We start from the raw sequence: 24,852 nt of genomic DNA on the forward strand, positions 1-24,852 counted from the left end.
CCCCCCCCCCCCCCCCCCCCCCCCCCCCCCCCCCCCCCCCCCCCCCCCCCCCCCCCCCCCCCCCCCCCCCCCGCGCCGCACCCGGGGGGGCGATCCCCCGCCCGCGGCATCACGACATGACGATTCGACGACGCCCGCCGCGCTTGACCCAGCGCCGCGGCTGACCCATACGGCGCCCGTAAACCGTGTTCCCCGTCCAGGCGGCGGCGGCGCGGAGGCGCCCGGGCCGAGACCCCGCGACACGCGCGGGCGGCCCGGCGAAAGCCCGAGGAGAGACGAGATGGCCATCACTGCAGCCCTTGTGAAACAGCTCCGCGACCAGACCGGCGCGGGCATGATGGACGCCAAGAAGGCGCTGACCGAGAACGACGGCGACATCGAGGCCGCCACCGACTGGCTGCGCACCAAGGGCCTGGCCAAGGCCGCCAAGAAGTCCGGCCGCACCGCCGCCGAGGGCCTCGTGGCCGTCGCCGCCGCGGACGGCGTGGGCGTCGCGGTCGAGGTGAACTCCGAGACCGACTTCGTGGCCCGCAACGGCGAGTTCCAGGAGATGGTCGGCGCCATCGCCAAGACCGCCCTGGGCGTGTCCGACATCGAGGCCCTGAAGGCCGCCGACATGGGCGGCAAGTCCGTCGCCGACACCGTGACCGACAAGGTCGCCACCATCGGCGAGAACATGTCGGTGCGCCGCATGTCCCGCGTCGAGGGCGACGTCGTGGCCTCCTACATCCACAACGCCGTGGTCGACGGCATGGGCAAGATCGGCGTGCTCGTCGCGCTGACCGGCTCGGACAAGGCCGCCGCCGAAGCCATCGGCAAGCAGGTCGCGATGCACATCGCCGCCACCAACCCCGCCTCGCTCGACGTCTCCGACCTCGACCCGGCGCTGGTGGAGCGTGAGAAGAACGTGCTGACCGAGCAGGCGCGCGAGTCCGGCAAGCCCGACGCGGTCATCGAGAAGATGATCGTCGGCCGGATGAACAAGTTCTACCAGGAAGTGTGCCTGCTGAAGCAGACCTTCGTCATCAACCCCGACCTGACCGTCGAGAAGGCGGTCGCCGAGGCCGGCGCGGACCTGAAGGTCGTCGCCTACGCCCGCGTCGAGGTCGGCGAGGGCATCGAGAAGGAAGAAGAGGACTTCGCGGCCGAGGTCGCCAAGACCATGGGCGGCTGATCAGCCCCTTCTTCGCCTGAACGGACGACGCCCGGCCCCTGCGGCCGGGCGTTTTTCGTTTTCGGGGCAGGGCGCGCGCGGGGGCGTGTCAGGATTTGGTTAACCTTCCTTGGGCAGGCTTCGCGCATCCCCCGTGCGGGACCGCCGCAGCCCCCCGGAAAGGCGCCGCCGATGCTGATCCACCACCCGTCCAACTTCGCGCTCGTGAACGTGCCCCGCACCGGGGGCGGGGCGCTCGGGGCCGCGATGCAGGCGGCGCTGGGGATCGAGACCGGCTTCGACAGCGCCGCGCCGGACCTGCGCCACCTCTTCGCCTCGGACGCGCGCCGCCTGCTCGGGCGCCGCCGCTGGCCGCAGCTCCACTCCGTCGCCGTGGTGCGCAACCCCTATGACCGGGTCGTCGGCCTCTACCACGACCATCGCCGCCGCGGGGCCATCGCCGCCGCGGGCTTCGACGCCTTCGTGCGCCAGGACCTCGGGGGGCTCAGCGCCGCGGACGTGCATTTCCACCCCCAGGCCCGGTTCGTGGAGGAAGACGGCCAGGTGCTGGTCAAGCGTCTCTACGCGTTCGAGGACGGGATCCAGGCGATCTTCGAAGACCTCTGCGCCCGGTTCGACCTGGCCCCCGCGCAGGTCCCCCACCCCCTGCAATCGGTGCGCCGGGCGTGGGAGGAATACTACGCCCGCCGCGACACGCTGGAGCGGGTGTCGGCGATCTACGCCCGGGATTTCGAGCTGCTGGGCTATCGCCGCCTCGCCGATCCGCCGGGGCTCGGGGCGCCCGCCTGACGCGCGCGGCGGGACGCGGGCCAGCGCGCCGGCAAGGCGCCCAGGCGCGTCTCCCCGGCCTGCATCCCGGGCGGGGCCCCCGGTTTCCCAACCCCCGGGGCGCCGGGGCGCGGGGCGCGACATCTGCGCGCCTCCGCGCCCGCGCGCGGGGCGGGGCGGCGGCGCAGGCTTGCCAGCGCCCCCGCCATCCGACACATTGCGCCCGCCTCGCACCAGCCGGAGACTCGCCCGATGACAGACGGACAGGACACGTCCGCCCCGCTTATGTTCAAGCGCGTGCTGCTCAAGATCTCGGGCGAAGCGCTGATGGGCGACCAGAATTTCGGCCTGCACCCGCCGACCGTGGAGCGGATCGCGCTCGAGGTGAAGCGCGTGCACGAACTGGGCGCGGAGCTGTGCCTGGTGATCGGCGGCGGCAACATCTTCCGCGGCCTCTCGGGCGCCGCCCAGGGGATGGAGCGGACCCAGGCCGATTACATGGGCATGCTGGCGACCGTGATGAACGCGCTGGCGATGCAGTCCGCGCTCGAGGGTCTCGGCATCCACACCCGCGTGATCTCGGCCATCCCGATGGCGACGGTGTGCGAGCCTTACATTCGCCGCCGCGCGGCCCGGCACCTCGAGAAGGGCCGCGTGTGCATCTTCGCCGCCGGCACCGGCAACCCCTATTTCACCACCGACACCGCGGCGACGCTGCGGGCGATGGAGATGAACTGCGACGCCATCGTCAAGGGCACCCAGGTCGACGGCGTTTATGACAGCGATCCCAAGACCAACCCGGATGCGCAGCGCTACGAGCGGATCACCTATGACGAGGTGCTGCAGAAGCACCTCAAGGTGATGGACGCCTCCGCCATCGCGCTGGCGCGCGACAACAACCTGCCGCTGATCGTGTGTTCGCTGTCCGCGCCGGGCGGCTTCGCCGAGGTCTTGAGGGGCCGCGGAAAATTCACCATTGTCGAGCAGAACTGACCCCGAAGGGCGCCCGCGGGGCGAGGAACAGGCATGAGCGAAGAAGACATCGATATCGACGTGGACGACCTGCAGCGCCGCATGGACGGCGCCATGGGGAACCTGAGGACGGAATTCGCCTCGCTGCGCACCGGGCGCGCCTCGGCGACGATCCTGGAGCCGGTGATGGTCGAGGCCTACGGGTCCATGACCCCGGTCAACCAGGTCGGCACCGTGAACGTCCCCGAGCCGCGCATGGTCACCCTGAACGTCTGGGACAAGGCCCTGGTGGGCAAGGTGGAAAAGGCCATCCGCGCCTCCGGCCTCGGGATCAACCCCGTGGTCGACGGCACCATCATCCGCCTGCCGATTCCCGAGCTGAACGAAGAGCGGCGCCGTGAATTGGCCAGAGTCGCCGCCCAGTATGCCGAACATGCCCGGGTGGCCGTGCGCAACGTGCGCCGCGACGGCATGGACATGATCAAGAAGGCCAAGGCGGCCGGCATGTCCGAGGATGACCAGAAAGTGTGGTCCGACGAGGTCCAGTCCCTGACGGACGGCGCGATCAAGCGAATCGACGATGCGCTCGCGTCCAAGCAGGAGGAGATCATGCAGGTCTGAGCCCTGCATGACGCGGCCGGCGCCCCTGTTCCCGGGGGCGCCCCCGACGCCGGAACCGGTCGGACCCGCGGCGCGCCCCCAGCGCGCCGGTACGAGGAGATGGGGATGCTGAAGCCCTCTGCGGCGGCGGCGGAAGGCTGCCTTCCGGCGCATGTCGCGATCATCATGGACGGGAACGGCCGCTGGGCCCAGAGGCGCGGGCTGCCGCGCCTCGCCGGGCACCGCAAGGGCGCCGAGATGGTGCGGGAGATCGTCGAGGCGGCCTCCGACATCGGCGTGTCGTACCTGACCCTCTACGCCTTCTCGACCGAGAACTGGCGCCGCGCGGCCGAGGAGGTGCGCGGGCTGATGAACCTGTTCCGCATGTACATCCGCCGCGAGGGGGCCGACCTCAACCGCCGCAACGTCCAGGTCCGCTTCATCGGCGACCGCGGCGCGCTTGACCGCGACCTCGCCGCGCTGATGGACAGCCTCGAGGCGCAGACCGCCGGCAATACCGGCCTCAAGCTCTGCGTCGCGCTGAACTATGGCGGGCGGGTGGAGATCATCGCCGCCGCGCGCCGCCTGGCCGAGGACGCCGCCGCGGGGCGGATCGACCCGGCCGAGATCTGCGAGGAGCGGTTCTCGGGCGCGCTCTGGACCCATGGCCTGCCGGACCCGGACCTGGTGATCCGCACGTCCGGGGAGATGCGGGTGTCCAACTTCCTCACCTGGCAGTCGGCCTATTCCGAGTTCGCCTTCGTGGATGAGTGCTGGCCCGATTTCACCCCCGAGGTCTTCGCCCGCACCCTGGGCGCCTTCGGCGAGCGCGAGCGGCGCTTCGGCGCGGTTCCGGGCTGAGCGTCTTGACCGGACCCGCCCCCGCCCCGCGCAAGGCCGAGCGCAAGCTGGCCGATCTCGGGCTGCGCACCATCTCGGCCGCGGTGATGGGGGCGGTCAGCCTCGCCGCGCTGGCCTGGGGCGGCTGGCCCTTCGCGATCCTGCTGTCGGCCGCGGCCTTCGCCATGGTGTGGGAGCTGCGCCGGATGCGGGCCCCGCGCTTCGACGCGCTCGGCTGGATCGTCGCGCTGGGGGCGGCGGGGGCCTGCATCATCACCGAGCTTTCGTTCATGCGCTGGGGCATGCTGTGGCTGGCGCTGGCGCTGGCGCCGCTGGCGATCCTGTGGGCGCGCGGCAAGGCGGGGCCGGTGACGCTGGTCGGGGGCCTCTACATCGCCGCCGCCTGCGCCGCCTTCGTCGGGCTGCGCGACGACGACCATTACGGGTTCGAGGCCGCGCTCTGGGTCATCATCACCGTCATGGCCGCGGATATCGGCGGCTATTTCGGGGGGCGGCTGATCGGGGGGGCCAAGCTCTGGCCCGCGGTGTCTCCGGGCAAGACCTGGTCGGGGTTCCTGGCGGGCATCGGTTTCGCCGCCGCCGTCGGCGCGGTCTTCGCCGCCGCCACCACCGGCACCTTCGCGCATGAAGTCGCCATCGTCTCGGCCGCCATCGCGGTGGTCAGCGTGGGCGGGGACCTTGCGGAAAGCCGCCTCAAGCGGGTCTGCGGGGTCAAGGACAGCTCCAACCTCATCCCCGGGCACGGGGGCGTTCTGGACCGCATGGACGGGATGCTGGCGGCGGCGCTGCTCGCCTCGCTGATCAGCTTCGCGCGCGGCCAGTCGGTCTTCATCTGGTGAAGGGGGCAGGGATGCGCCGCGCGACGATCCTCGGGGTCACCGGCTCCATCGGGCAGAGCACGCTGGACGTGCTGCGCTGGGCCGGGGGGCGCGAGGCGGTGGAGATGGTCGCCGTCACCGGCCATTCGAATATCGACGGCATCGCCGCCGCGGCGCAGGAATTCGGCGCGCAGCTCGCCGTGACCGCCGACCCGGCGCGCTATGCCGACCTGCGCGCGGCGCTCTCGGGCACGGGGATCGAGGCCGCCGCGGGCCCGCAGGCGGTCGAGGACGCCGCCGCGCTGCCGACCGACTGGTGCATGGGCGCCATCGTCGGGGCCGCGGGCCTGGCCCCCACGCTCGCCGCCGCGCGGCAGGGCGCCACCGTGGCGCTGGCCAACAAGGAATGCCTCGTGGCCGCGGGGGACCTGTTCCTGGCCGAATGCGCCGCCCATGGCGCGCGGCTCTTGCCCGTCGACAGCGAACACAACGCCGTCTTCCAGGTGATCGAGGACAAGCCCGAGGCCATCGAGCGCGTGATCCTGACCGCCTCCGGCGGCCCGTTCCGCGACTGGGACCGGGAGCGGATGGCCTCGGTCACCGCGAAGGAGGCCGCGGCGCATCCCAACTGGGACATGGGCCTGAAGATCTCCATCGACAGCGCTTCGATGTTCAACAAGGCGCTGGAGATGATCGAGGCGAAGCATCTCTTCGGTCTCGCGCCCGAACAGGTCGAAGTGATCGTGCATCCTCAATCCATCATTCACTCGATGGTGGGATACGTGGACGGATCGGTCCTGGCGCAGCTCGGGGCGCCCGACATGCGCCACGCCATCGGCTACGCCTGGTCCTGGCCGGAGCGCGGGGCGCTGCCGGTGGAACGGCTCGATTTCGCGCGCCTCGCGCGGCTCGATTTCCGCGCGCCGGACGAGGACCGCTTCCCCGCCCTGCGCCTGGCGCGCGAGGCGATGGAGGCCGGCGGGCTGGCCGGGGCCGCGCTGAACGGCGCCAAGGAAGCGGCGCTGGAGGCGTTCATCGCGGGCCGGATCGGCTTCCTGCAGATGGCCGAGGTGGTGGAAGAGGCGCTTGCCGCTCTGGCGCCGCACGGCCCCGCACTTACATTGGAGGCGGTGGCGGCCGCCGACGCCGCCGCGCGGCGCGCCGCAAGCGCGCGGGTGGAGGCGCTGGCCGCCTGACGCCTTCGCCCGGGGCCGGGCATCGCGTCCGGCCCGCCCTCCCGCGGCGCGTAAGGGGCCTGTCGCCCCCGACGGATGAGTTTGAGGACTGCCGATGGAACTTCTGAACGCGATCCCCCTGGTGGGCCCGGTGCTGGGCGCCGTGATCCCCTTCATCTTCGTGCTCTCGGTCGTCGTCTTCGTGCACGAGATGGGCCACTACCTGGTGGGCCGCTGGTGCGGGATCCACGCGGAAGTGTTCTCGATCGGCTTCGGCAAGGAGATCTACGGCTGGGAGGACCGCCGCGGCACCCGCTGGCGCGTCGCGGTGCTGCCGCTCGGGGGCTACGTGAAGTTCCTCGGCGACGCGGACGCGGCCTCGGCCAATTCCGACGCGGAGGCCGTCGCGGCGATGCGCCCCGAGGACCGGGAGCGGTCCTTCCCCGGCGCGAAGCTGTGGAAGCGCGCCGCCACCGTGGCCGCGGGGCCGATGGCGAACTTCCTGCTCACCGCGGTGATGGTCGCGACCACGGCGCTGATCGTCGGCATGCCGGACGAGCGCCCGGTGATCGGCGTGGTGGCCGAGGATGCGGACCTGCCCCTCCGGGAAGGCGACCTGGTGCGCAGCGTCGACGGCCAGCCGGTCGATGATTTCTCCGCCCTCGTGAAGGCCGCCTCGGCCGCGGGCGCGCCCTCGCACACCGTGGTGGTGGAGCGCGAGGGCGAGGTGCTGAGCTTCGAGATCCCGCCCCTGATCGGCCCCGAGGTGCGCCGGGTCGACCCGCGCGGCGCCGCCGGCGAGGCCGGGATGCTGCCGGGCGACCGGATGACCGCCGTCGACGGCGATCCGATCCACGCCTTCGAGGACCTGCGCGAGCGGGTCTTCGCCGCCGAGGGCGAGACGCTCGAGGTGACGGTGGAGCGCGCGGACGGGACCCACACCCTGATGCTGACCCCGCGGATGACCCCCTTCCCGCTGGCCGACGGCGGGGTGGAGATGCGCCCGATGATCGGCGTCAGCGGCCAGCTCGTGATCGGCTCGGCCACCCGTCCCGCCGGGATCGGCGAGGCCGCGGTCGCGGGCGTCGAGGGCGTCGGGCGGATCATCCAGAACACCTTCTCCTATCTGGACAAGATCATCGGCGGCGAGGCCGACGCCTCCGGCCTCGGCGGGCCGCTGCGCATCGCCTCGATGTCGGGCGAGGCCGCGACCGCGGGCTTCGGCGCCATCCTCGGGATGATCGCCATGATCTCCACCTCGATCGGGCTGATGAACCTGCTGCCGATCCCCGTGCTCGACGGCGGCCATCTGGTCTTCTATGCAATCGAGGCGGTGCGTGGTAAGCCGCTTCCCGACCGTGCGGCCGAGGCCGCGACCGGGTTCGGACTGGCGCTGGTTCTGGCGCTGATGGCGTTCGTGACCTGGAACGACATCGCCTGGCTCTGACGCCGCGGGGACGCGATTCGCGCCCTTGTCGGGGCCGCGCACGGCAGGAACGACAGTGAAGACGAGGCCGGATCCCGCCGCCAGACGCGGGGAGCGGCGGAAGTTCGGAGGGCAGGGCATGGCGACCCAACGGGATCGGAACGCGCCGCGGCGCGGCCGCGCAGCGCGCATGGGCGCGCCGGGGGCGCTGCGGCTGTGCGCCGCGCTGGCGGTGGCGGCCTTCGGCGCGCTCGCCGTCCCGGCGCCCGCCGCGGCCCAGGACGAACCGGTCGTCGAGCGGGTCGAGCGGATCCTGGTCGAGGGCGCCCGCCGCGTCGACGAGAACACCGTGAAGGCCTACATGGCGGTGCAGGAGGGCGAGCCCGCCACCCCCGCCGCGATCAACGAGAGCGTGCGGCGCCTGTTCGACACGGGCCTGTTCGAGAACGTCGTGATCTCGCCCCTCGCCGACGGGCTGCTGGTGCAGGTCGAGGAAGCCGCCTACATCAACCGCGTCGTGTTCGAGGGCTGGGACGAGGTCGACGAGGGCGACCTGCGCGGCGTCATCCGCTCGGCCCCGCGCAACGCCTTCTCGCGCGCCACCGCCGACGCCGACGCCCGCGCGATCCTGGAACTCTACCGCCGCACCGGCCGCTTCGGCGCGCGGGTGGAGCCGAAGATCATCCGCCGCGACAACAACCGCGTCGACCTGGTGTTCGAGATCGAGGAAGGCGAGCGCACCGGCGTGCGCGACATCTCCTTCGTCGGCAACCGCCGCTTCTCGGACCGCACCCTGCGCGGCGCCATCAACACCCAGGAATCGGGCTTCTTCGGCTGGCTCTTCGCCTCCGACACCTATGATCCCGACAAGCTGGAGTTCGACAAGGAGCTGCTGCGCCGCTTCTACCTCGAGAACGGGCACGCGGATTTCGAGGTGCTCTCGGCCACCGCCGAGCTGACCCCGGACCGCGAGGATTTCGTCATCACCTTCACCGTCGAGGAGGGCGAGGTCTACGAGTTCGGCGTGCTGTCGGTGGAGACCTCGCTGCAGGATCTCGACCCCGAGGCGCTGCAGGCGCTGATCGTCGGCGACGAGGGCGACGCGTATGACGCGCGCGACGTGGACGACACCGTCGAGGCGCTGACCTTCGAGGCGGGCAAGTCCGGCTACGCCTTCATCGACGTGCGCCCGCGGCCCCGCAAGGACCCCGAGGCGAAGACCGTCGACATCACCTACGTGCTCGAGGAAGGGCCGCGGGTCTATGTCGAGCGGATCGACATCGAGGGCAACACCCGCACCCAGGACCGCGTGCTGCGCCGCCAGTTCTCGATCGCCGAGGGCGACGCGTTCAACGTCTCGGCGGTCCAGCGCGCCCGCGGGCGGCTGCGCGCGCTCGGCTATTTCTCGGACGTGCAGGTGACCACCGCGCGCGGCTCCGCCGACGACCGCGCCGTGGTGACGGTCGAGGTCGAGGAGCAGCTGACCGGCTCGATCTCCTTCGGCCTCGGCTACTCCTCCGCCGACGGCCCGGTGGGCGACATCACCATCTCCGAGCGCAACTTCCTCGGCCGCGGCCAGACCATCTCGGGGCGCGTGAACATCTCGGGCGACGAGCAGGCGGTGACCTTCGCCTTCACCGAGCCGGCGCTGCTGGAGCGGGACCTGGCCGCCAGCCTCGGCATCGGCTGGACCATGCTCGACCGCTCCGACGAGGCCTCCTTCGAGGAGACCAACCTGTTCCTGCGCCCGACGCTGGAATTCCCGGTGGCGCCGGACCAGCGCCTGCAGCTGCGCCTGCTCGCCGCCTCGGACGAGATCCGGGACGTGGCCCCGGCCGCCTCGCCGTCGATCCTCGCCGACGAGGGGCGCCAGACTTCCTTCGGGTTCGGCGCGTCGTGGGAACTGGACCAGCGCAACGACCCGGTCGAGCCGACCGAGGGCTACCGGCTGCGCTTCAGCCAGGACTTCGCCTCGCGCGGGGGCGGCGGCTTCGTCTCCAGCACCGCCTCGGCCAAGGGCTGGACCAGCTTCGCGCGCGGCGACGTGGTGGCGACACTGGAGCTTGAATCCGGCGCGCTGTTCTCGATCGGCGAGCCGGTGCGCATCACCGACCGCTACTTCCTCGGCGGCGACAGCTTCCGCGGCTTCCAGGACGGCGGCATCGGCCCGCGCGACACCTCGGTCTATGACGCCTCCGGGCTGGAGCGCGACGACTCGCTGGGCGGCAAGTATTTCGGCGTGATCCGCGCCGACGTGTCCTTCCCGCTGGGCCTGCCCGAGGAGCTGGGAATCTATGGCGGCCTGTTCGCCGACGCCGGCTCGGTCTGGGGGCTCGACGACACGGTCTTCGTCGACAGCTTCTATCCCGCCGGCTCGCCGGTGGTGATCGACGACGGGATGGACTTCCGGGCCTCGGTCGGGGCCTCGATCTTCATCGACAGCGCCTTCGGCCCGCTTCGGTTCAACTTCGCCTATCCGCTGGTGAAGGAAGAGCAGGACGAGACCGAGTTCTTCCGCTTCACGGTCGGCACCCGCTTCTGATGGCGCGGCGCGGGTCCTTCCTGCGCCGCCCCGCCGCGGGGCTGCGCGCCGCCGGGGCCGCCCTCGCGCTCGGGGCGGGCCTGGCGGCGGCGGCCCTGCCGTCGCCCGCGCCCGCGCAGGCGCGGGCCCAGATCCTGGTGGTGGACGTCTCCCGCGTTCTCGCCGCCTCCGACGCCGCCAGGGCGCTGGCCGAGGCCGAAACCCGCGCCCGCGCCGCGGTCCAGTCGCGGCTCGACCGGGTGAAGGAGGAGCTGGAGGCCGAGGAGCGGGCCCTGGCCCAGGCGCGCGAGACGATGGACCCGGCCGAGTTCGCCAAGCGCGGCGCCGCCTTCGACCGCCGCGTGCGGCAGGAGCGGCGCGCGGCGCAGGAGCGCGGGGCGCTGCTGCTCAAGTTCGTCGAGGACGGGCGCGATGCGCTGCGCGAGCGCCTGCCGATGGCGCTGGAGGAGCTGCGCCGCCGCCGCGGCGCCTCGGTGGTCCTCGACGCCGCCGCGGTCGCGGCCTGGGACGCGGATCTCGACGCCACCGCCGCCGCGGCCGAGATCTTCGACGAGATGATGGGCGAGATCGCCTTCACCCCGCCGCAGAAGCTGTTCGAACCCTGAGGCGAGGACCGGGCGCGGCGCCGCCTCCTCCCGGCGGGCCGCCCGACGGCGCCGACGCGCCCCTCCCGACAGGCCTTCCCATGCCGCCGGGGCGGCGGAAACGCCTCGCCCCGCTTGACCTTCGGGCCGCCGCCCGGCATGACCAAGCCCGAGCCATTTTGACTGCAAGGGGGGCTTTCGCCATGTCCGACCAGGAACCCGGGGGCGCCGAGGCCGTGGGCCGCGCCGACATCTCGCGCATCATGAACATGATCCCGCACCGCTACCCGTTCCTTCTGGTGGACGCGGTCGAGGAGATCGTGCCGTCCACCAGCGCGATCGGCATCAAGAACGTCACCATCAACGAGCCGTTCTTCCAGGGCCATTTCCCCGGCGCGCCGATCATGCCCGGCGTGCTGATCGTCGAGGCGCTGGCCCAGACCGCCGCCGTGATGGTCGTGCACACGCTCGACAAGGAAGGCGAGGACCTGCTGGTCTATTTCATGACCGTCGACAAGTGCCGCTTCCGCGAGCGGGTGGTGCCGGGCGACCGGCTCGAGCTGCACGTGAAGGTCATCCGCGGGCGCGGCAAGATCTGGAAGTTCTGGGGCGAGGGCAAGGTCAACGGCAAGACCGTGGCCGAGTGCGAGTTCTCGGCCATGATCGTGGACGAGAGCGACAGCCGTCGCGCGCCGGCCGCGCGCTGAAGAAGGCGCGCGCCGGCCGCGCGCTGAAGAAGGCGCGCGCCATCCGCGCGCTGAGCCAGTCGCCGCGCCCGCCGCGCGCCGAACGCATCGCGCGCCGGGCAGGCGCTGACGCCCCCGCGCGCCCGGCCCCCCGGGCGCGCGCCCACCCATCGGACCCCGGAGGTCATCCATGACCATCGATCCCACCGCCCGGATCCACCCCTCGGCCATCGTCGAGGACGGCGCGACCATCGGCGCGAACGCGAAGATCGGCCCGTTCTGCACCGTCGGCCCCGAGGTCACGCTGGCCGAGGGGGTCGAGCTGATCTCCCACGTCGCCGTCGCCGGGATCACCTCGGTCGGCGCGCGCACCCGGATCTGGCCCTTCGCCTCGATCGGCCACCAGCCGCAGGACCTGAAATACGCAGGGGAACCGACGCGGCTCGAGATCGGGTCCGACTGCATGCTGCGCGAGCATGTGACGATGAACCCCGGCACCGTGCAGGGCGGCGGGCTGACGAAGATCGGCGACCGCTGCCTGTTCATGATGTCCACCCATGCCGGGCATGACTGCCAGGTGGGAAGCAACGTCATCGTCGCCAACAACGTGCCGCTCGCGGGCCATGTCACCGTCGGCGATTTCGCCGTGATCGGCGGCAACGCCGCGATCCACCAGTTCTGCCGCATCGGCCATGGCGCCATGGTCGGCGGGCTGACGGGCGTCGAGCGCGACGTGATCCCCTATGGCTCGGTCACCGGGGACCGCGCGCATCTCGCGGGGTTGAACCTGATCGGCCTCAAGCGCCGGGGCCTCCCGCGCGAGGAGATCCACGCCCTGCGCGCCGCCTTCCGCGAGATCTTCGAAGCGGGCGAGGGCAGCCTCGACGAGAAGGCCGCCGCGGCGGCGAAGGCGCATGAGGGCTCGGTGCTGGTCGCCGAGGTCACCGCCTTCCTCCTGGGCGACAGCAAGCGCGGCTTCGTCACCGCCGCGCAGGGCTGATCCACGCCATGACGGGGCCTCGCGCCGGGGCGTCGCCCGGAGAGGGCGCGCTCGGCATCATCGCCGGGGGCGGGGACCTGCCGCGGCTGGTGGCCGAAGCCGAGGCCGAGGCGGGGCGTCCGCCGCTGGTGATCCGCTTCGCGGGGACCGAGCTGCCCTGGGCCGCCGCCTATCCCGGCGCCGAGATCCCGCATGAAAAACCCGGCCGCCTCTTCGCCGCGCTGCGCGGGGCGGGCTGCGGGCGGGTCTGCTTCGCGGGCGGGATGACGCGCCCGCGGCTCAATCCGCTGAAATTCGACGCCACCGCCCTGAAGCTGGCCCCGAAGGCGCTGGCGCTGCTGGGCAAGGGCGATGACGAGATGCTGCGCGGCTTCGCGCAGATGCTCGAGGCCGAGGGGTTTCGCCTCGTCGCCGCGCAGGACCTGCTCGAGGGGTTGGTGGCGAAGGAGGGCCCGCTGGGGCGCGCGCCGACCGAGGCGGAACAGGCCGACGCCGCCCGCGCCCGCGCCATCGTGGCGGCGCTGGGGCCGCTCGACGTCGGGCAGGGCGCGGTGGTGGCCGGGGGCCTGTGCCTCGGGGTCGAGGCGATCGGCGGAACGGATGTGCTGCTGGGCCAGGTCGAGGGTCTGCCCGGGCGGGTGCGCACGGCGCCGGGCGGGGTGCTCTACAAGGGGCCGAAGCCGGGGCAGGACCGGCGCATGGACCTGCCCGCCATCGGGCCCGAGACGCTGCGCCGCGCCCATGCCGCCGGCCTGACCGGTCTTTGCGTCGCCGCCAGGGGGGCGCTGATCCTCGGGCGGGCCGAGGTGGCGGCGGAGGCGAAGCGGCTGAACCTCGCCGTCTGGGCTGCGTCCGAGGCGCCCGCATGACCGCCCCCCTGCGCCTCGTGATGGTGTCGGGCGAGCCCTCGGGGGATCGCCTCGGGGCCCCCCTGATCCGCGCGCTGAAGGCCCGCGGACCGGTCGAGGTGACCGGCGTCGGCGGCCCGCTGATGCAGGAGGCGGGGCTGGTCCCCCTGTTCGACAATGACGAGCTGGCCGTCATGGGCCTGGCCGAGGTGGTGCCGAAGATCCCCGCGCTCCTCGCCCGCATCCGCCAGACCGCCGACCACGTGACCGAGGTTCGGCCCGACGCGCTGATCACCGTCGACAGCCCCTCCTTCGGGCTGCGGGTGGCGGCGAAGGCGCGGGCTGCCGACCCGGGGCTGAAGACCATCCACTACGTCGCGCCCTCGGTCTGGGCCTGGCGACCGGGGCGGGCCAAGCACATGGCGGCCTATGTCGACCACGTGCTTGCCCTGCTGCCCTTCGAGCCGCCCTGGATGACCGATGCGGGCATGACCTGCGATTTCGTCGGCCACCCGGTGATCGAGCATCCGGTCCCGGACGAAGCCGCCCGCGCCGCCCTGCGCGCGGATCTCGGGATCGGCGACCGGCCGATGCTGGTGATCCTGCCGGGCTCGCGCAACGGCGAGGTCAGCCGCATCGCCCCCCCGTTCGGCGAGGTGCTGGCGCGGGTGCAGGCGCAGGTCCCGGGCCTCGTGGCCGTGGTCCCGGCCGCGGGCAACGTGGCGGATGCGGTGAAGGCGCAGGCGGCGTCCTGGCCGGGCGAGGTCCGCGTGCTCGACCCGCGCGGCATGTCCCCGGCGGCGTCCGAGGCGCGCAAGTTCGCCGCCTTCGCCGCCTGCGACGCGGCGCTGGCGGCCTCGGGGACCGTGTCGCTGGAGCTTGCGGCCATGGGCGCGCCGCAGGTCATCGCCTACCGGATGAACCCGCTCACCGCCTGGATCGCCGAGCGGCTGATCAAGGTGAAATACGCATCCCTGGTCAACATCCTGCTGGATGCGCCGGTGGCGCCGGAGTTCCTGCAGCGCCATTTCACCCCCGACGCGGCGGCGGGGGCGGTCACGCGCCTGCTGACCGACAAGGCGGCGGCGCAGGCGCAGCGGTCCCGCGCGGCCGAGGCGCTGGAGATGCTCGGCCGCGGCGGCCCGGCGCCGTCCGAACGCGCCGCGGACTCGGTCCTGCGGGCGCTCGGGCGGGGCTGAGCCGCCGCCGCTTCCCCGGCCGGCCGCTCAGGGGCGGTAGTCGACATGCTCGGCGAAGCCCGACAGCGCGACCCGCCACCAGTCCACGATGTCGGCGAAATTCTCCTCGGTCAGCCCGCCCAGGGTGGTGACGTCGTATTGCAGGAACGGGTCGCCCTCCTCGTCCCGGAAGGCGGCGCCGAAACGGTGGCTGGCGTTCCACTGGTTCAGCAGCTCCATCGGAACCGCGTCCTCGAGGTCGAACCCGGCCGAGAATTGCAGCGCGCGGCAGGCCCGGCCGTCATCGCAGTCATAGAACAGCACCTCGAACTCGATCCGGGAGGAGGCGGAGCGGATCATCGGGTCGCCCACGTTGTCCACGTCCAGCATGGCGCGGTAGCCGAGCCGCTGCATGGCCGCGACCACGCCGTCGGGATCGGCGGCGGCGATCAGGTCGGCCCCCTGGGCGGCGGGGGCGCAGAGCAGCGCGAGCGCGGCGGCGAGGGCGGTTCGGCGGGGGATCATGGCGTCTTCTCCTGGCGCGCGGGCGGGCGCGGGGCCCGCCCCGGTCTTCATCGCCCGCCATCCTGCACCGAACCGCGGCGCGGTGCAGGGGCGAAGGCGGCGATTTCGGGGCAGGGCGCCCTTACCAGTCGATGTGCTTCTTGAAATCGGCCAGCAGCAGCCGCCAGATGTGGAACGTGTCCCCGAAATTCCTGCGGGAGACGCCGTAATCCATGTTGATGTCCATCTTGATGATCGGGTCGCCGTCATCGGTGACATAGGCGCGCGCATAGCGCTTGGAGCGGTTCCAGGCGTTCATCTCGGCCGTCGTCATCGGGTCGCGCTTGTTGAACCCGGCGTGGAACTGGATCGAGCGGCAGTCGGTCTTGTCGGTGCAATCGTAGAAGAAGACCGTGAAGTTCACGCCCTCGGCGCTGGAGCTGATCTTGGGCCGGCCGCTGGCGTCGACGTCCATGGTCGCCTTGTAGCCGTCATCCTTCAGGAACCGCAGGATGTTCATCGAGTTCTGCGGCGTGAACAGGTCCTCGGCCGCGGCGGGCGCGGAGAGGAGCAGCGCGACGGCGGCGGGGGCGGCGAAGGAAAGGCGCATCGGTGAGGTCCTTGTCTCAGGGAATCGAGTCGTCCCGGGCAGACTATCAAGCATCGCGCGCAGATGTTTCCGCGCGCTTGTCGCGTTTCCCCGCGCCCGGCCATGAAAAAGGCCCGCGGCATGCGCCGCGGGCCCTGTCCGGTCGGTGCGAAGACCCGCTGATCAGCGGTTCTCCACCTCCACGTAGTCGCGGTTGGCGGCGCCGGTATAGAGCTGGCGCGGACGGCCGATCTTGGATTTCTCCTCGATCATCTCCTTCCACTGCGAGATCCAGCCGACGGTGCGCGACATGGCGAACAGCGCGGTGAACATCGAGGTCGGGAAGCCCATCGCCTCGAGGATGATGCCCGAGTAGAAATCGACGTTCGGGTAGAGCTTCTTCTCGACGAAGTACGGATCCTCGAGCGCGATGCGCTCCAGCTCCTTGGCCACCTTCAGCGTCTCGTTGTCCTCGACGCCCAGCAGGCCCAGGACCTCGTCCGCCGATTCCTTCATCACCTTCGCGCGCGGGTCGAAGTTCTTGTACACGCGGTGGCCGAAGCCCATCAGGCGGAAGGGATCGTCCTTGTCCTTCGCGCGGGCGACGTATTCGGGGATCTTGTCGACGGTCCCGATCTCCCGCAGCATCTGCAGGCAGGCCTCGTTCGCGCCGCCATGGGACGGGCCCCAGAGGCAGGCGACGCCGGCCGCGATGCAGGCGAACGGGTTGGCGCCCGAGGAGCCGGCGAGGCGGACGGTCGAGGTCGACGCGTTCTGCTCGTGATCCGCGTGCAGCGTGAAGATCCGGTCCATGGCGCGGGCCAGGATCGGGTCCACGTGGTACTCCTCGGCCGGGGTCGCGAAGCACATGTGCAGGAAGTTCGACGCGTAGTCGAGGTCGTTGCGCGGATAGATGAAGGGCTGGCCGATCGAGTACTTGTAGGCCCAGGCCACGATGGTCGGCAGCTTGGCGATCAGGCGGATGGTGGCGACTTCGCGCTGCCACGGGTCGGTGATGTCGGTGCTGTCATGGTAGAAGGCCGACATGGCGCCGACGACGCCGCAGACGATGGCCATCGGGTGGGCGTCGCGGCGGAAGCCCTTGTAGAAGCCCTGCATCTGCTCGTGCAGCATGGTGTGGCGGGTGACGCGGGTCTCGAAATCCTCGAGCTGGGTCGCCGAGGGCAGCTCGCCGTAGAGCAGCAGGTAGCAGACCTCGAGATAGTGGGACTTCTCGGCCAGCTGGTCGATCGGGTAGCCGCGGTACAGCAGCTCGCCCTTGTCGCCGTCGATGAAGGTGATCTTGGATTCGCAGGACCCGGTGGACGTGAAGCCCGGATCGAAGGTGAACACGTCCATCGCGGCGTAGAGCTTGCCGATGTCGATCACGTCCGGGCCCAGGGAGCCGGAATACACCGGCAGTTCCATCGACTGTTCGCCGAGGGTGAGGGTCGCGGTCTTGGGGGTGGTCATCGGGGGTCACTCCTCCTTAGGGGCGCGGTCGCCGCGCCGAATGGCTGCGCGGGCGCGACCTGTTCGCGCCTGCGGCGGGGGCGGCGTGCTCGTCCACGCCGGCCGTCATGGTCCTGTTCCGCGCCCGGGGTCGCGCCTGTGGGGCGCGGGGCGGCGGCCCGAGGACGGCCGCGCCGCCGGGAAGGCGGCCGCGGCCTGGGTCCCGCGCCGCAGGGCCGTGCGGCGGGGCGGGCCGTCCGCCAGGGCGGGCCGGCTGTTCGGGATGCGGGCGGATCGGCCGCCGCGCTCCGTCCTTCGGCTGCGCGCCGAAGGGCGCGCGGGACGGTCGTTTCGCATCCGCAGCACGCCCGGGGGCGGCGCGGGTCCGCCGGCCCCTGTCAGCGGGGGCGGCGGGGGCAGGGGGAGGGGCCTGCGCGCGGGCCGGGGGGCGGCGCGCCGCGCGCGCCAGGCGTCCCCGCGCCCGCGTTGCGGGCCCGTCAGGACGCCGCGACGTCCTCCAGCCTTTCAAGGGTGATGTCCCGGCCGAGCACGGCCATGACGTCGAAAACGCCGGGCGAGACGGCGCGCCCGGTCAGGGCGGCGCGCAGGGGCTGTGCGACCTTGCCCAGCTTAAGACCTTGGTCTTCCGCGAAGTCTCGCACCGTCCCCTCCAGTTCCTCAGCCTGCCACGAGCTAGCATTCCGCAACCGCGAAGTCAACGCGGCGAGCATCGCTCGCGTCTCTTCGGTCAGGTGCTTCTCGGCCTTCGGCTCGAAGTCCAGGGGCCCCTCCGCGGTGATGTAATAGGTGAGGTCCAACAACTCCTTAACGGTCTTGGCGCGGGTCTGCAGCCCGGGCATCGCCGCGGCCAGCATCGCGCGTTTCCCCTCCGGGAACGGCGCGTCATGCTGCGCTGCGAAGAGCGCTTCTGTCGCAGCGCAAAGCTGCGCCGGGTCGGCGGCGCGCATGTGCTGGCCGTTCAGATGCGCCAGCTTGTCGAAATCGAACCGCGCCGCGCCCTTGTTGATGCCGGTGATGTCGAACCACTCCAGCATCTGCTCGTCGCTGAAGAACTCGTCGTCGCCATGCGACCAGCCGAGGCGCGCGAGGTAGTTGCGCAGGCCCTGCGGCAGGTAGCCCATGTCGCGATAGGCCTCGACCCCCAGCGCGCCGTGGCGCTTCGAGAGCTTGGCGCCGTCCGGCCCGTGGATCAGCGGGATATGGGCGAAGACCGGCAGGTCCCAGCCCATGGCGGTGTAGATCAGCGACTGGCGCGCGGCGTTGGTCAGGTGGTCGTCGCCGCGGATCACGTGGGTGACGCCCATGTCGTGGTCGTCGACCACCACGGCCAGCATGTAGGTGGGGGTGTTGTCGGAGCGCACGAGGATCAGGTCGTCCATCTGGTCGGCCTTCCAGGTGACGTCGCCCTGCACCTGGTCGTTCACCGTCACCGACCCCTCGCGCGGGGCCTTCAGGCGGATCACGTAGGGCGCATCCGCCGGGCCGTCCTGGTCGTCGCGCCAGGGCGAGAGGAACATCGGCGGGCGCCCCTCGGCCTTCGCCGCCTCGCGGAAGGCGTCGATCTCTTGCTTGGTGGACCAGCACTTGTAGGCATGGCCCGAGGCGAGCATCGCCTCGGCGACCTCCACGTGGCGGGGGGCGCGCTCGAACTGGCTCACCGCGTCGCCGTCCCAGTCGAGGCCGAGCCATTTCAGCCCGTCGAGGATCGCCGCGGTGGCCTCGGGGGTCGAGCGGGCGCGGTCGGTATCCTCGATCCGCAGCAGGAACTTCCCGCCCCGGCCGCGGGCATAGAGCCAGTTGAACAGCGCCGTGCGCGCCCCGCCGATATGCAGGAACCCGGTCGGGGAGGGGGCGAAGCGGGTGACGACGGGCGCGGGGGCGTTCATGGCTGTCATATGTCCTGAATTCGTCTAATGTGCGCCGGTGTTATGGCAACCCGGCCGCGGGAGAACAAGCGCGTTGCACGGGCGCATTGAATCGGATGGGGCGGAATTTCCGCGGACCCACGGCGCCCCGCGCCGCGTGGGCGCTTTCGCGCGCCTTCTCGGCGGATTCGCCTGGCTGCGCGCGGCGCTGACCCCGGACCGCGAGCGGCTGGGCCTGTGGACGCCGGTGATCTTCGGCCTCGGCATCTGGGCCTATTTCGCGGCCGAGGCCGAGCCCTCGGGCTGGGCCATCGCCTGCGCCATCGCCGCCGCGGTCATCGTCGGCCCCGCCGCCATGCGCGCGCGCACCGCCGCGGCCTATCTGCTCGCCATCATCGCGCTCGCCTCGGCCGGGTTCGCCGCCGCCGCGATCCGCGCCCATGTCGCCGCCGCCCCGATGCTGTCCGAGGCGCTGGACGCCACGGTCGAGGGGCGGGTGGCCGAGCTTTCACGCTCGCGCGCCGACCAGCTGCGGGCGGAGCTGTCGGACGTGGTGATCTACGGCCTGCCCAAGGGGCGCACGCCCGAGAGGGTGCGGCTGGCGCTGCTGCAGGGCGATTTCTCGCGCCCCGTGCGGGTGGGGGACCGGATCGCGGTCTATGCCCGCCTCTCGCCCCCCGGCGCGCCGGTGGAGCCGGGGGGATTCGATTTCCGCCGCCACGCCTGGTTCGACGAGCTGGGCGCCGTCGGCTATGCCCGCGGCCCGGCGATGCTGTCGGAACGGCGCCCGCCGACGGGCCTGTTCAACCGCCTCGGGGCCGCGACGGCCGAGCTTCGGGACCGGATCGCGGTCTCCATCGGCGCGCAGATGCCGGGAGAGACGGGGGCCTTCGCCGCGGCCATCCTGGTCGGCAGCCGGGCCGAGATCGGGGCCGAGCCGCTGCAGGCGCTGCGCGATTCCAACCTGGCGCACCTGCTGGCGATCTCGGGCCTGCACATGGGGCTGCTGGCGGGGATCGTGTTCGGCGCGGTGCGCGGCGGGCTGGCGCTGGTGCCGGGGGCGGCGCAGCGGTTCTCGACCAAGAAGGCGGCCGCAATCGTGGCGCTGGTCGCGGCCACCGGGTACCTGGCGCTGTCGGGCGCTTCGGTCGCCACCCAGCGGGCCTGGGTGATGGCCGCCGCGGCGCTGATCGCGATCCTGATCGACCGGCCCGCCATCAGCCTGCGGGCGCTGGCCGCCGCGGCCATGGTGATCCTGCTCTGGCGGCCCGAGAGCCTTCTGAACGCGGGCTTCCAGATGTCCTTCGCCGCGGCCCTCGCGCTGGTGGCGGCGTGGGAAAGCCCCTGGGGCCGCGTCGCCCGCCGGGCGTGGTCCGAGGGCGGGCGGGCCTCGGCCGTCTCGCGCTGGGTGCTGGCGCTGGCGCTGACCTCCTTGATCGCGGGGATCGCCACCTCGCCCTTCGCGGCGATGAGCTTCAACCGCATGCCCGCCTACGGGCTGGTGGCCAACATGCTCGCCGTTCCGGCCATGGGCCTGGTGGCGATGCCCGCCGCGGCGGTGGCGGGGGTGCTGGCGCCGTTCGGGCTGGAAGGCCCGGCGCTGGCGGTGATGGGCTGGGCGATCGACTGGATCCTGTTCGTGGCCCGCTGGGCCTCGGACCTGCCCGGCGCGGTGCGCCCGATCCCCGAGGCGCCGATGATCTCGGCCGCGCTGATCACCTTCGGCGGGCTGTTCCTGTGCCTGTGCTGCCGCCCGACCCGGGCGCTGGGGCTGGCGCCCGCGGCGCTGGGGCTCGCGCTCTGGGCCGCCGCCGACCGGCGCCCGACGCTGCTGGTGGCGCCCGAGGGGGCGGCGATTGGCCTGATGGGGCCGGACGGGCGGGCGGTGGACCGCGCCCGCGGCCAGGGCTACGCGATCGAGAGCTGGCTCGCCGCGGACGGCGACGCCGGCGACCAGTCCGAGGCCGCGTCGCGCCCGGGCCTGCTGCGCCAGGGCCGGCGGGTCGAGGGCGATCTCGGCGGCGGCTGGACGCTGGTGCGGTTCTCGGGGCGCGCGCGGGTGGACACCATGTCCCGCGACTGCACCAAGCAGGTGCTGCTGATCGCCCCCGCCGCGCCCGAGCCGCCGGTGGGCCCGTGCGTCTATCTCGGGCCCGAGCGGCTGGCGGGCCTCGGGGCGCTGTCGGTCGAGGTGCAGGACGGGCGGCTGGTGATCCGCAGCGCGCTGCAGGAAAGCGCGGGCCGGATCTGGACCCGGCTGCCCGGCGGCGGGCAGGGGCCGGACGAGGATGTCGGCGCGCTGTTCGACGGGGCGGCGGGAAGCTGAGCCGACGCCGCCGGGCGCATGGCCGGGCGTCCCCGCCCCTTCCCGCAATGCGCGCGCCGCGGCGCCCCGCGCCGCTCCGGCCCCGAGCGGGGGGCCTGTCCCCCCGAGGGGCCGGACGTCCCCGCCGGATGCTGCCCCCAGGCGCCTCCCCCCAGACGCGAAACGCCCCGGGTCCTCCCCGGGGCGTCGTCGTTTCGGCCCGTGGGCGCCGCTTCGCCTCAGCCCGCCGCGTCCTTCGCCGCTTCCAGTTCGAGCCATTCCTCTTCCGCCGCGGCCAGCGCCGCCTGCCGCTCGGTCAGCCCCTCGGTCGCCTTGGCGAATTTCACCGGCGCCGTGTCGTAAAGGTCGGGCTGGGAGAGGAACTCCTCCAGCTTCGCGATCTCGGCCTCGAGCCGCTCCATCACCGCCGGAAGCTCCTCGAGCCGCCTTGCCTGGGACCCTGTGAAGCGCGGGGCGGCCTCGGGCGCCGGAGCAGGGGCGGGCTCGGGTTTCGCGCCGGGCTTCTTCGCGCCTTTCGGCTTCTTCGCCTGCGCCGCCCCGGAAGCGCCGACATCGCCCCCGGCCAGCTTCTTCTGCGCCAGGTGGTCGGTCCAGCCGCCGGCATAGACGGTGGCCCGCCCCCCGGGCTCCATCGCGATGGTGGTCGCGGCGGTGCGGTCGAGGAAGTCGCGGTCATGGCTGACCAGCAGCACCGTGCCGTCGAAATCCGCCACCAGCTCCTGCAAGAGGTCCAGCGTCTCGACATCGAGATCGTTGGTCGGCTCGTCGAGGATCAGCAGGTTCGATTCCCGCGCCATGATCTTCGCCAGCTGCAGCCGCGCCCGCTCGCCGCCCGAGAGCGCCTTGACCGGCCCGCGGGCCTGGCGTTCGTCGAACAGGAAGTCCTTGAGATAGCCGACCACGTGCCGCGGGGTTCCGCGCACCATCACCTGGTCGGAATTGCCCGAGACCCCCAGCTGCGGGTCATGGGTGAGCGATTCCCAGAGCGACGCCTCCTCGTCGAACTGCGCGCGGGCCTGGTCGAACACCGCCGGAACAAGGTTGGTCCCGAGGCGGATTTCGCCTGCATCCGGCGCCACGTCGCCGGTCAGCATCCGCAGGAGCGTGGTCTTGCCCGCGCCGTTGGGGCCCACGAAGGCCACCCGGTCGCCGCGCATCACCCGGATCGAGAAATCCTTCACGATCACCCGGTCGCCGAAGGCCTTGGAGATGCCCTTGGCCTCGACCACCAGCTTGCCCGACTTGGGCCCGGCCGAAAGCTCCATCGCCGCGGCGCCCTGGCGGCGGATCTGGCCCGCGCGCTCGGACTTCATCTCCTGAAGCCGCCGCACCCGGCCCATGTTGCGCTTGCGCCGGGCGCTGATGCCCTCGACCGCCCAGCGAGCCTCGGCCTTGATCAGGCGGTCGAGCTTGTGGCGCTGGGCGTCTTCCTCTTCCCAGTGCTTGTCGCGCCATTCCTCGAACCCGTCGAAGCCGCGCTCCACCCGCCGCGCCTCGCCGCGGTCGAGCCAGAGGGTCTGGCGCGTCAGGCGGCGCAGGAAGGCCCGGTCGTGGGAGATCAGCACGAAGGCGGCGCGGGTCTGGGCGAGGTGCTCCTCGGCCCAGGCGATGGCGTCGATGTCGAGGTGGTTGGTCGGCTCGTCCAGCAGCATCACGTCCGGCCCCTCGGCCACGATGCGGGCGAGGGCGGCGCGGCGGCGCTCGCCGCCCGAGGCCGAGTCGGGGTGCGCGTCCTGCCGGACGCCGAGCGCGTCCATCGCGGATTCGGCGCGCCAGCGCTCCTCGGGCGGCAGGCCCGCGGCGGCGTAGTCGCCGAGCGTCTCGAAGCCCGAGAGGTCCGGGTCCTGCGGCAGGCGGCCGACCGAGGCGCCGGGGCGCACGAAGCGTTCCCCGGAATCGGGTTCGACATCGCCCGCCATGACCTTCATCAGGGTGGATTTGCCCGACCCGTTGCGGCCGACGAGGCAGATGCGGTCGCCGGGCTGGATCACGAGCGACAGGTCCTTGAAGAGCGGGGCGCCGCCCCAGCCAAGGGTGATGTCGGTGAGGGTGAGGAGGGGAGGTTCAGCCATGCGCAGGGATGTGCCCGCAGCCGGGGCGCTGGTCAAGCGGTCCGTGCGGCCGGAGTGCGGCCGGAGTGCGGTCGGACGGGGGGGCGCCGCGTCGCCGGGCCGGGGCCCGTGCGAGGGGGCGGGCCCCCGCCGCGCCGGCGTCAGGCCACGGTCATCCCGAGGGCGAAGAGCAGGAAGATCGAGACCTCGGCCCCCGCGAGCTTCACGTGGGTGTCGCGCAGCATCGACAGGTTGTTGGCATGGGTCGGGGCGCCGACGCTGTCATGCACCCGCTTGCGCGCATCGGCGAGGGTGCGGCGCACGGGCTCGGTGGTGAAGAGGTAGATCCCCACCACCAGCGCGATCAGCGCCAGCGGCGCCTCGGCCCCCTCGCGCGCCAGCCGCAGCAGGCCCCAGACCGAGAGGCCGATCCCCAGCAGCATGACGGCGGCGAAGCGCAGCTTCCACAGCCGCTCGTTGCCGTTGAAACTCATCCCCGCGCCCTCGCCGCGCATCTGCGGGCAGCGCCGCCAGGCGATCACCGTCCAGACCGCGCGCAGGCCGAGCAGCAGCGCCAGCCACTTGGCGGCCCAGTGATTGCCGAGGGTGAGGAAGATGTTGGCGAGCCCGCTGGCGTCCATCTCGGTCATCGGCCGTCTCCTGTGATGCGGTGGGGCGGGGCGGGGGGCGGGGCGGGGCGGGGGTGCGGGGCGGGGCGGGGGTGGGGGGCGCTCAGGCGGTTCCCGCGGGGGCGGGGCCCGAAAGCTCCTCGATCGCCTTCGCCCAGATCTCGGGCGGCTGGGCGCCCTGGAGGGCGTATTGCTCGTTGACGATGAAGGTCGGCACCCGGCGCACGCCGATCTCGCGCGCCTGGGCGTCCTCGTCCCGCACCTCCTGCAGGTCGGCGTCCGAGGCGAGCAGCGTGGCCACCAGGTCCGCGTCCATCTCCGCCGCGGCGGCGGCGGCGCAGAGGACCGCGGGGTCGGAGATGTCCTCGCCATCCTCGAAATTGCGGCGGAACAGCTCGTCCACCACCTTGCCCTGCACCTCCTCGACCCGCGCCCAGCGGATCAGCCGGTGGGCGTCGAGCGTGTTGGGCGTGCGGTCGATCTTGGAGAAGTCGATCTTCAGCCCGGCCTCGGCGGCGGCGGCCTCGACCGCTGCGTAGACCTCGGCCGCCTTCTCGTCCCCGCCGAACTTGGCCGAGAGATAGGCGCGGCGGTCCATCCCCTCGCGCGGCATGTCGGGATTGAGCTGGTACGGGCGCCAGAACACGTCGAACGGGTGGTCCGGTCGCGCGGCGAGGGCCCGGTCGAGCTGGGTCTTGCCGATATAGCACCAGGGGCAGATCGGGTCGGAGATGACATCGAGCGTAATCATGGCGCGCAGCTTATCCCAAGGGCGGGGGCGTT

The 24,852-nt window shown here is 72.4% G+C and carries 22 protein-coding genes; 15 read left to right on the forward strand and 7 right to left on the reverse strand.

From position 1 onward, the window contains the following. Positions 1 to 280: 280 nt before the first annotated feature. The 14 genes from tsf to lpxB all read left to right on the forward strand — a co-directional run bounded on the left by tsf (position 281) and on the right by lpxB (position 14,653). Positions 281 to 1,174 carry a translation elongation factor Ts gene (tsf, locus tag ACQ5SO_RS17330; RefSeq protein WP_430942892.1) on the forward strand — a complete coding sequence of 298 codons (894 nt, stop codon included), beginning with the start codon at positions 281 to 283 and terminating at the stop codon, positions 1,172 to 1,174. A gap of 171 nt (positions 1,175 to 1,345) precedes the next feature. Beyond that, the gene (locus ACQ5SO_RS17335) at positions 1,346 to 1,963 is read left to right on the forward strand and encodes a sulfotransferase family 2 domain-containing protein (RefSeq protein ID WP_430942893.1); all 618 of its coding nucleotides are present in this window, start codon (positions 1,346 to 1,348) and stop codon (positions 1,961 to 1,963) included. Positions 1,964 to 2,194: 231 nt separating this feature from the next. After that, positions 2,195 to 2,935: a UMP kinase gene (gene pyrH, locus ACQ5SO_RS17340; RefSeq protein ID WP_430942894.1), complete on the forward strand. Its 741-nt coding sequence runs from the start codon at positions 2,195 to 2,197 to the stop codon at positions 2,933 to 2,935. Between the two features lie 33 nt (positions 2,936 to 2,968). Continuing rightward, on the forward strand, positions 2,969 to 3,535 hold the full coding sequence (frr, locus tag ACQ5SO_RS17345) for a ribosome recycling factor (RefSeq protein WP_430942895.1): 567 nt from the start codon (positions 2,969 to 2,971) through the stop codon (positions 3,533 to 3,535). A gap of 105 nt (positions 3,536 to 3,640) precedes the next feature. Beyond that, positions 3,641 to 4,375 carry an isoprenyl transferase gene (locus ACQ5SO_RS17350; protein ID WP_430942896.1) on the forward strand — a complete coding sequence of 245 codons (735 nt, stop codon included), beginning with the start codon at positions 3,641 to 3,643 and terminating at the stop codon, positions 4,373 to 4,375. A gap of 5 nt (positions 4,376 to 4,380) precedes the next feature. Next, on the forward strand, positions 4,381 to 5,214 hold the full coding sequence (locus ACQ5SO_RS17355) for a phosphatidate cytidylyltransferase (RefSeq protein ID WP_430942897.1): 834 nt from the start codon (positions 4,381 to 4,383) through the stop codon (positions 5,212 to 5,214). Positions 5,215 to 5,225: 11 nt separating this feature from the next. After that, positions 5,226 to 6,389, forward strand: a complete 1,164-nt coding sequence (gene dxr, locus ACQ5SO_RS17360) for a 1-deoxy-D-xylulose-5-phosphate reductoisomerase (protein WP_430942898.1) — start codon at positions 5,226 to 5,228, stop codon at positions 6,387 to 6,389. 94 nt (positions 6,390 to 6,483) lie between these two features. Then, positions 6,484 to 7,815 (forward strand): RIP metalloprotease RseP, encoded by a 1,332-nt coding sequence (gene rseP, locus ACQ5SO_RS17365; RefSeq protein WP_430942899.1) that lies wholly within the window; start codon positions 6,484 to 6,486, stop codon positions 7,813 to 7,815. A gap of 118 nt (positions 7,816 to 7,933) precedes the next feature. Next, positions 7,934 to 10,336 carry an outer membrane protein assembly factor BamA gene (bamA, locus tag ACQ5SO_RS17370; RefSeq protein WP_430942900.1) on the forward strand — a complete coding sequence of 801 codons (2,403 nt, stop codon included), beginning with the start codon at positions 7,934 to 7,936 and terminating at the stop codon, positions 10,334 to 10,336. Beyond that, the gene (locus tag ACQ5SO_RS17375; RefSeq protein ID WP_430942901.1) at positions 10,336 to 10,941 is read left to right on the forward strand and encodes an OmpH family outer membrane protein; all 606 of its coding nucleotides are present in this window, start codon (positions 10,336 to 10,338) and stop codon (positions 10,939 to 10,941) included. Before bamA ends, ACQ5SO_RS17375 begins: the two co-directional genes overlap by 1 nt. A 182-nt stretch (positions 10,942 to 11,123) precedes the next feature. Continuing rightward, complete coding sequence (gene fabZ, locus ACQ5SO_RS17380) at positions 11,124 to 11,627, forward strand: 3-hydroxyacyl-ACP dehydratase FabZ (RefSeq protein ID WP_430942902.1); 504 nt, start codon at positions 11,124 to 11,126, stop codon at positions 11,625 to 11,627. Positions 11,628 to 11,796: 169 nt separating this feature from the next. Further along, positions 11,797 to 12,606 (forward strand): acyl-ACP--UDP-N-acetylglucosamine O-acyltransferase, encoded by an 810-nt coding sequence (gene lpxA / locus ACQ5SO_RS17385; RefSeq protein WP_430942903.1) that lies wholly within the window; start codon positions 11,797 to 11,799, stop codon positions 12,604 to 12,606. Between the two features lie 8 nt (positions 12,607 to 12,614). Then, a complete protein-coding gene (locus tag ACQ5SO_RS17390) occupies positions 12,615 to 13,475 on the forward strand; it encodes an LpxI family protein (RefSeq protein WP_430942904.1) in 861 nt (286 codons plus the stop codon). Positions 13,476 to 13,483: 8 nt separating this feature from the next. Further along, positions 13,484 to 14,653, forward strand: coding sequence for a lipid-A-disaccharide synthase (gene lpxB / locus ACQ5SO_RS17395; RefSeq protein ID WP_430942926.1), 1,170 nt, complete (start codon positions 13,484 to 13,486; stop codon positions 14,651 to 14,653). 27 nt (positions 14,654 to 14,680) lie between these two features. Here the strand turns inward: lpxB and ACQ5SO_RS17400 are convergent, their stop codons facing one another. From ACQ5SO_RS17400 to gltX, 4 genes are all read right to left on the reverse strand, one after another. After that, complete coding sequence (locus tag ACQ5SO_RS17400; RefSeq protein WP_430942905.1) at positions 14,681 to 15,157, reverse strand: YbjN domain-containing protein; 477 nt, start codon at positions 15,155 to 15,157, stop codon at positions 14,681 to 14,683. Positions 15,158 to 15,278: 121 nt separating this feature from the next. Next, a complete protein-coding gene (locus ACQ5SO_RS17405) occupies positions 15,279 to 15,746 on the reverse strand; it encodes a YbjN domain-containing protein (RefSeq protein ID WP_430942906.1) in 468 nt (155 codons plus the stop codon). 162 nt (positions 15,747 to 15,908) lie between these two features. Continuing rightward, entirely contained in the window at positions 15,909 to 17,198 is a 1,290-nt protein-coding gene (gene gltA / locus ACQ5SO_RS17410; RefSeq protein ID WP_430942907.1) for a citrate synthase, read from the reverse strand. 476 nt (positions 17,199 to 17,674) lie between these two features. Beyond that, complete coding sequence (gene gltX / locus ACQ5SO_RS17415) at positions 17,675 to 19,093, reverse strand: glutamate--tRNA ligase (RefSeq protein WP_430942908.1); 1,419 nt, start codon at positions 19,091 to 19,093, stop codon at positions 17,675 to 17,677. A 127-nt stretch (positions 19,094 to 19,220) separates the two neighbouring features. Between gltX and ACQ5SO_RS17420 the strand changes: the two genes are divergently transcribed. Then, entirely contained in the window at positions 19,221 to 21,389 is a 2,169-nt protein-coding gene (locus ACQ5SO_RS17420; protein WP_430942909.1) for a ComEC/Rec2 family competence protein, read from the forward strand. A gap of 218 nt (positions 21,390 to 21,607) precedes the next feature. Here the strand turns inward: ACQ5SO_RS17420 and ACQ5SO_RS17425 are convergent, their stop codons facing one another. From ACQ5SO_RS17425 to ACQ5SO_RS17435, 3 genes are all read right to left on the reverse strand, one after another. Beyond that, entirely contained in the window at positions 21,608 to 23,461 is a 1,854-nt protein-coding gene (locus tag ACQ5SO_RS17425) for an ABC-F family ATP-binding cassette domain-containing protein (protein ID WP_430942910.1), read from the reverse strand. Positions 23,462 to 23,601: 140 nt separating this feature from the next. Continuing rightward, positions 23,602 to 24,090, reverse strand: coding sequence for a hypothetical protein (locus ACQ5SO_RS17430; RefSeq protein ID WP_430942911.1), 489 nt, complete (start codon positions 24,088 to 24,090; stop codon positions 23,602 to 23,604). 82 nt (positions 24,091 to 24,172) lie between these two features. Then, positions 24,173 to 24,820: a DsbA family oxidoreductase gene (locus tag ACQ5SO_RS17435; protein WP_430942913.1), complete on the reverse strand. Its 648-nt coding sequence runs from the start codon at positions 24,818 to 24,820 to the stop codon at positions 24,173 to 24,175. Positions 24,821 to 24,852 lie beyond the last annotated feature (32 nt).

This window comes from Rhodovulum sp. DZ06, assembly GCF_050586345.1.
GTDB lineage: Bacteria > Pseudomonadota > Alphaproteobacteria > Rhodobacterales > Rhodobacteraceae > JBOCEF01.

Bases quoted from the DNA above. Each gene is read 5' to 3' on its own strand.
- tsf (WP_430942892.1), top strand. From the start codon at position 281: ATGGCCATCACTGCAGCCCTTGTGAAACAGCTCCGCGACCAGACCGGC.
- ACQ5SO_RS17335 (WP_430942893.1), top strand. From the start codon at position 1,346: ATGCTGATCCACCACCCGTCCAACTTCGCGCTCGTGAACGTGCCCCGC.
- pyrH (WP_430942894.1), top strand. From the start codon at position 2,195: ATGACAGACGGACAGGACACGTCCGCCCCGCTTATGTTCAAGCGCGTG.
- frr (WP_430942895.1), top strand. From the start codon at position 2,969: ATGAGCGAAGAAGACATCGATATCGACGTGGACGACCTGCAGCGCCGC.
- ACQ5SO_RS17350 (WP_430942896.1), top strand. From the start codon at position 3,641: ATGCTGAAGCCCTCTGCGGCGGCGGCGGAAGGCTGCCTTCCGGCGCAT.
- dxr (WP_430942898.1), top strand. From the start codon at position 5,226: ATGCGCCGCGCGACGATCCTCGGGGTCACCGGCTCCATCGGGCAGAGC.
- rseP (WP_430942899.1), top strand. From the start codon at position 6,484: ATGGAACTTCTGAACGCGATCCCCCTGGTGGGCCCGGTGCTGGGCGCC.
- bamA (WP_430942900.1), top strand. From the start codon at position 7,934: ATGGCGACCCAACGGGATCGGAACGCGCCGCGGCGCGGCCGCGCAGCG.
- ACQ5SO_RS17375 (WP_430942901.1), top strand. From the start codon at position 10,336: ATGGCGCGGCGCGGGTCCTTCCTGCGCCGCCCCGCCGCGGGGCTGCGC.
- fabZ (WP_430942902.1), top strand. From the start codon at position 11,124: ATGTCCGACCAGGAACCCGGGGGCGCCGAGGCCGTGGGCCGCGCCGAC.
- lpxA (WP_430942903.1), top strand. From the start codon at position 11,797: ATGACCATCGATCCCACCGCCCGGATCCACCCCTCGGCCATCGTCGAG.
- ACQ5SO_RS17390 (WP_430942904.1), top strand. From the start codon at position 12,615: ATGACGGGGCCTCGCGCCGGGGCGTCGCCCGGAGAGGGCGCGCTCGGC.
- ACQ5SO_RS17400 (WP_430942905.1), bottom strand. From the start codon at position 15,157: ATGATCCCCCGCCGAACCGCCCTCGCCGCCGCGCTCGCGCTGCTCTGC.
- ACQ5SO_RS17405 (WP_430942906.1), bottom strand. From the start codon at position 15,746: ATGCGCCTTTCCTTCGCCGCCCCCGCCGCCGTCGCGCTGCTCCTCTCC.
- gltA (WP_430942907.1), bottom strand. From the start codon at position 17,198: ATGACCACCCCCAAGACCGCGACCCTCACCCTCGGCGAACAGTCGATG.
- gltX (WP_430942908.1), bottom strand. From the start codon at position 19,093: ATGACAGCCATGAACGCCCCCGCGCCCGTCGTCACCCGCTTCGCCCCC.
- ACQ5SO_RS17425 (WP_430942910.1), bottom strand. From the start codon at position 23,461: ATGGCTGAACCTCCCCTCCTCACCCTCACCGACATCACCCTTGGCTGG.
- ACQ5SO_RS17430 (WP_430942911.1), bottom strand. From the start codon at position 24,090: ATGACCGAGATGGACGCCAGCGGGCTCGCCAACATCTTCCTCACCCTC.
- ACQ5SO_RS17435 (WP_430942913.1), bottom strand. From the start codon at position 24,820: ATGATTACGCTCGATGTCATCTCCGACCCGATCTGCCCCTGGTGCTAT.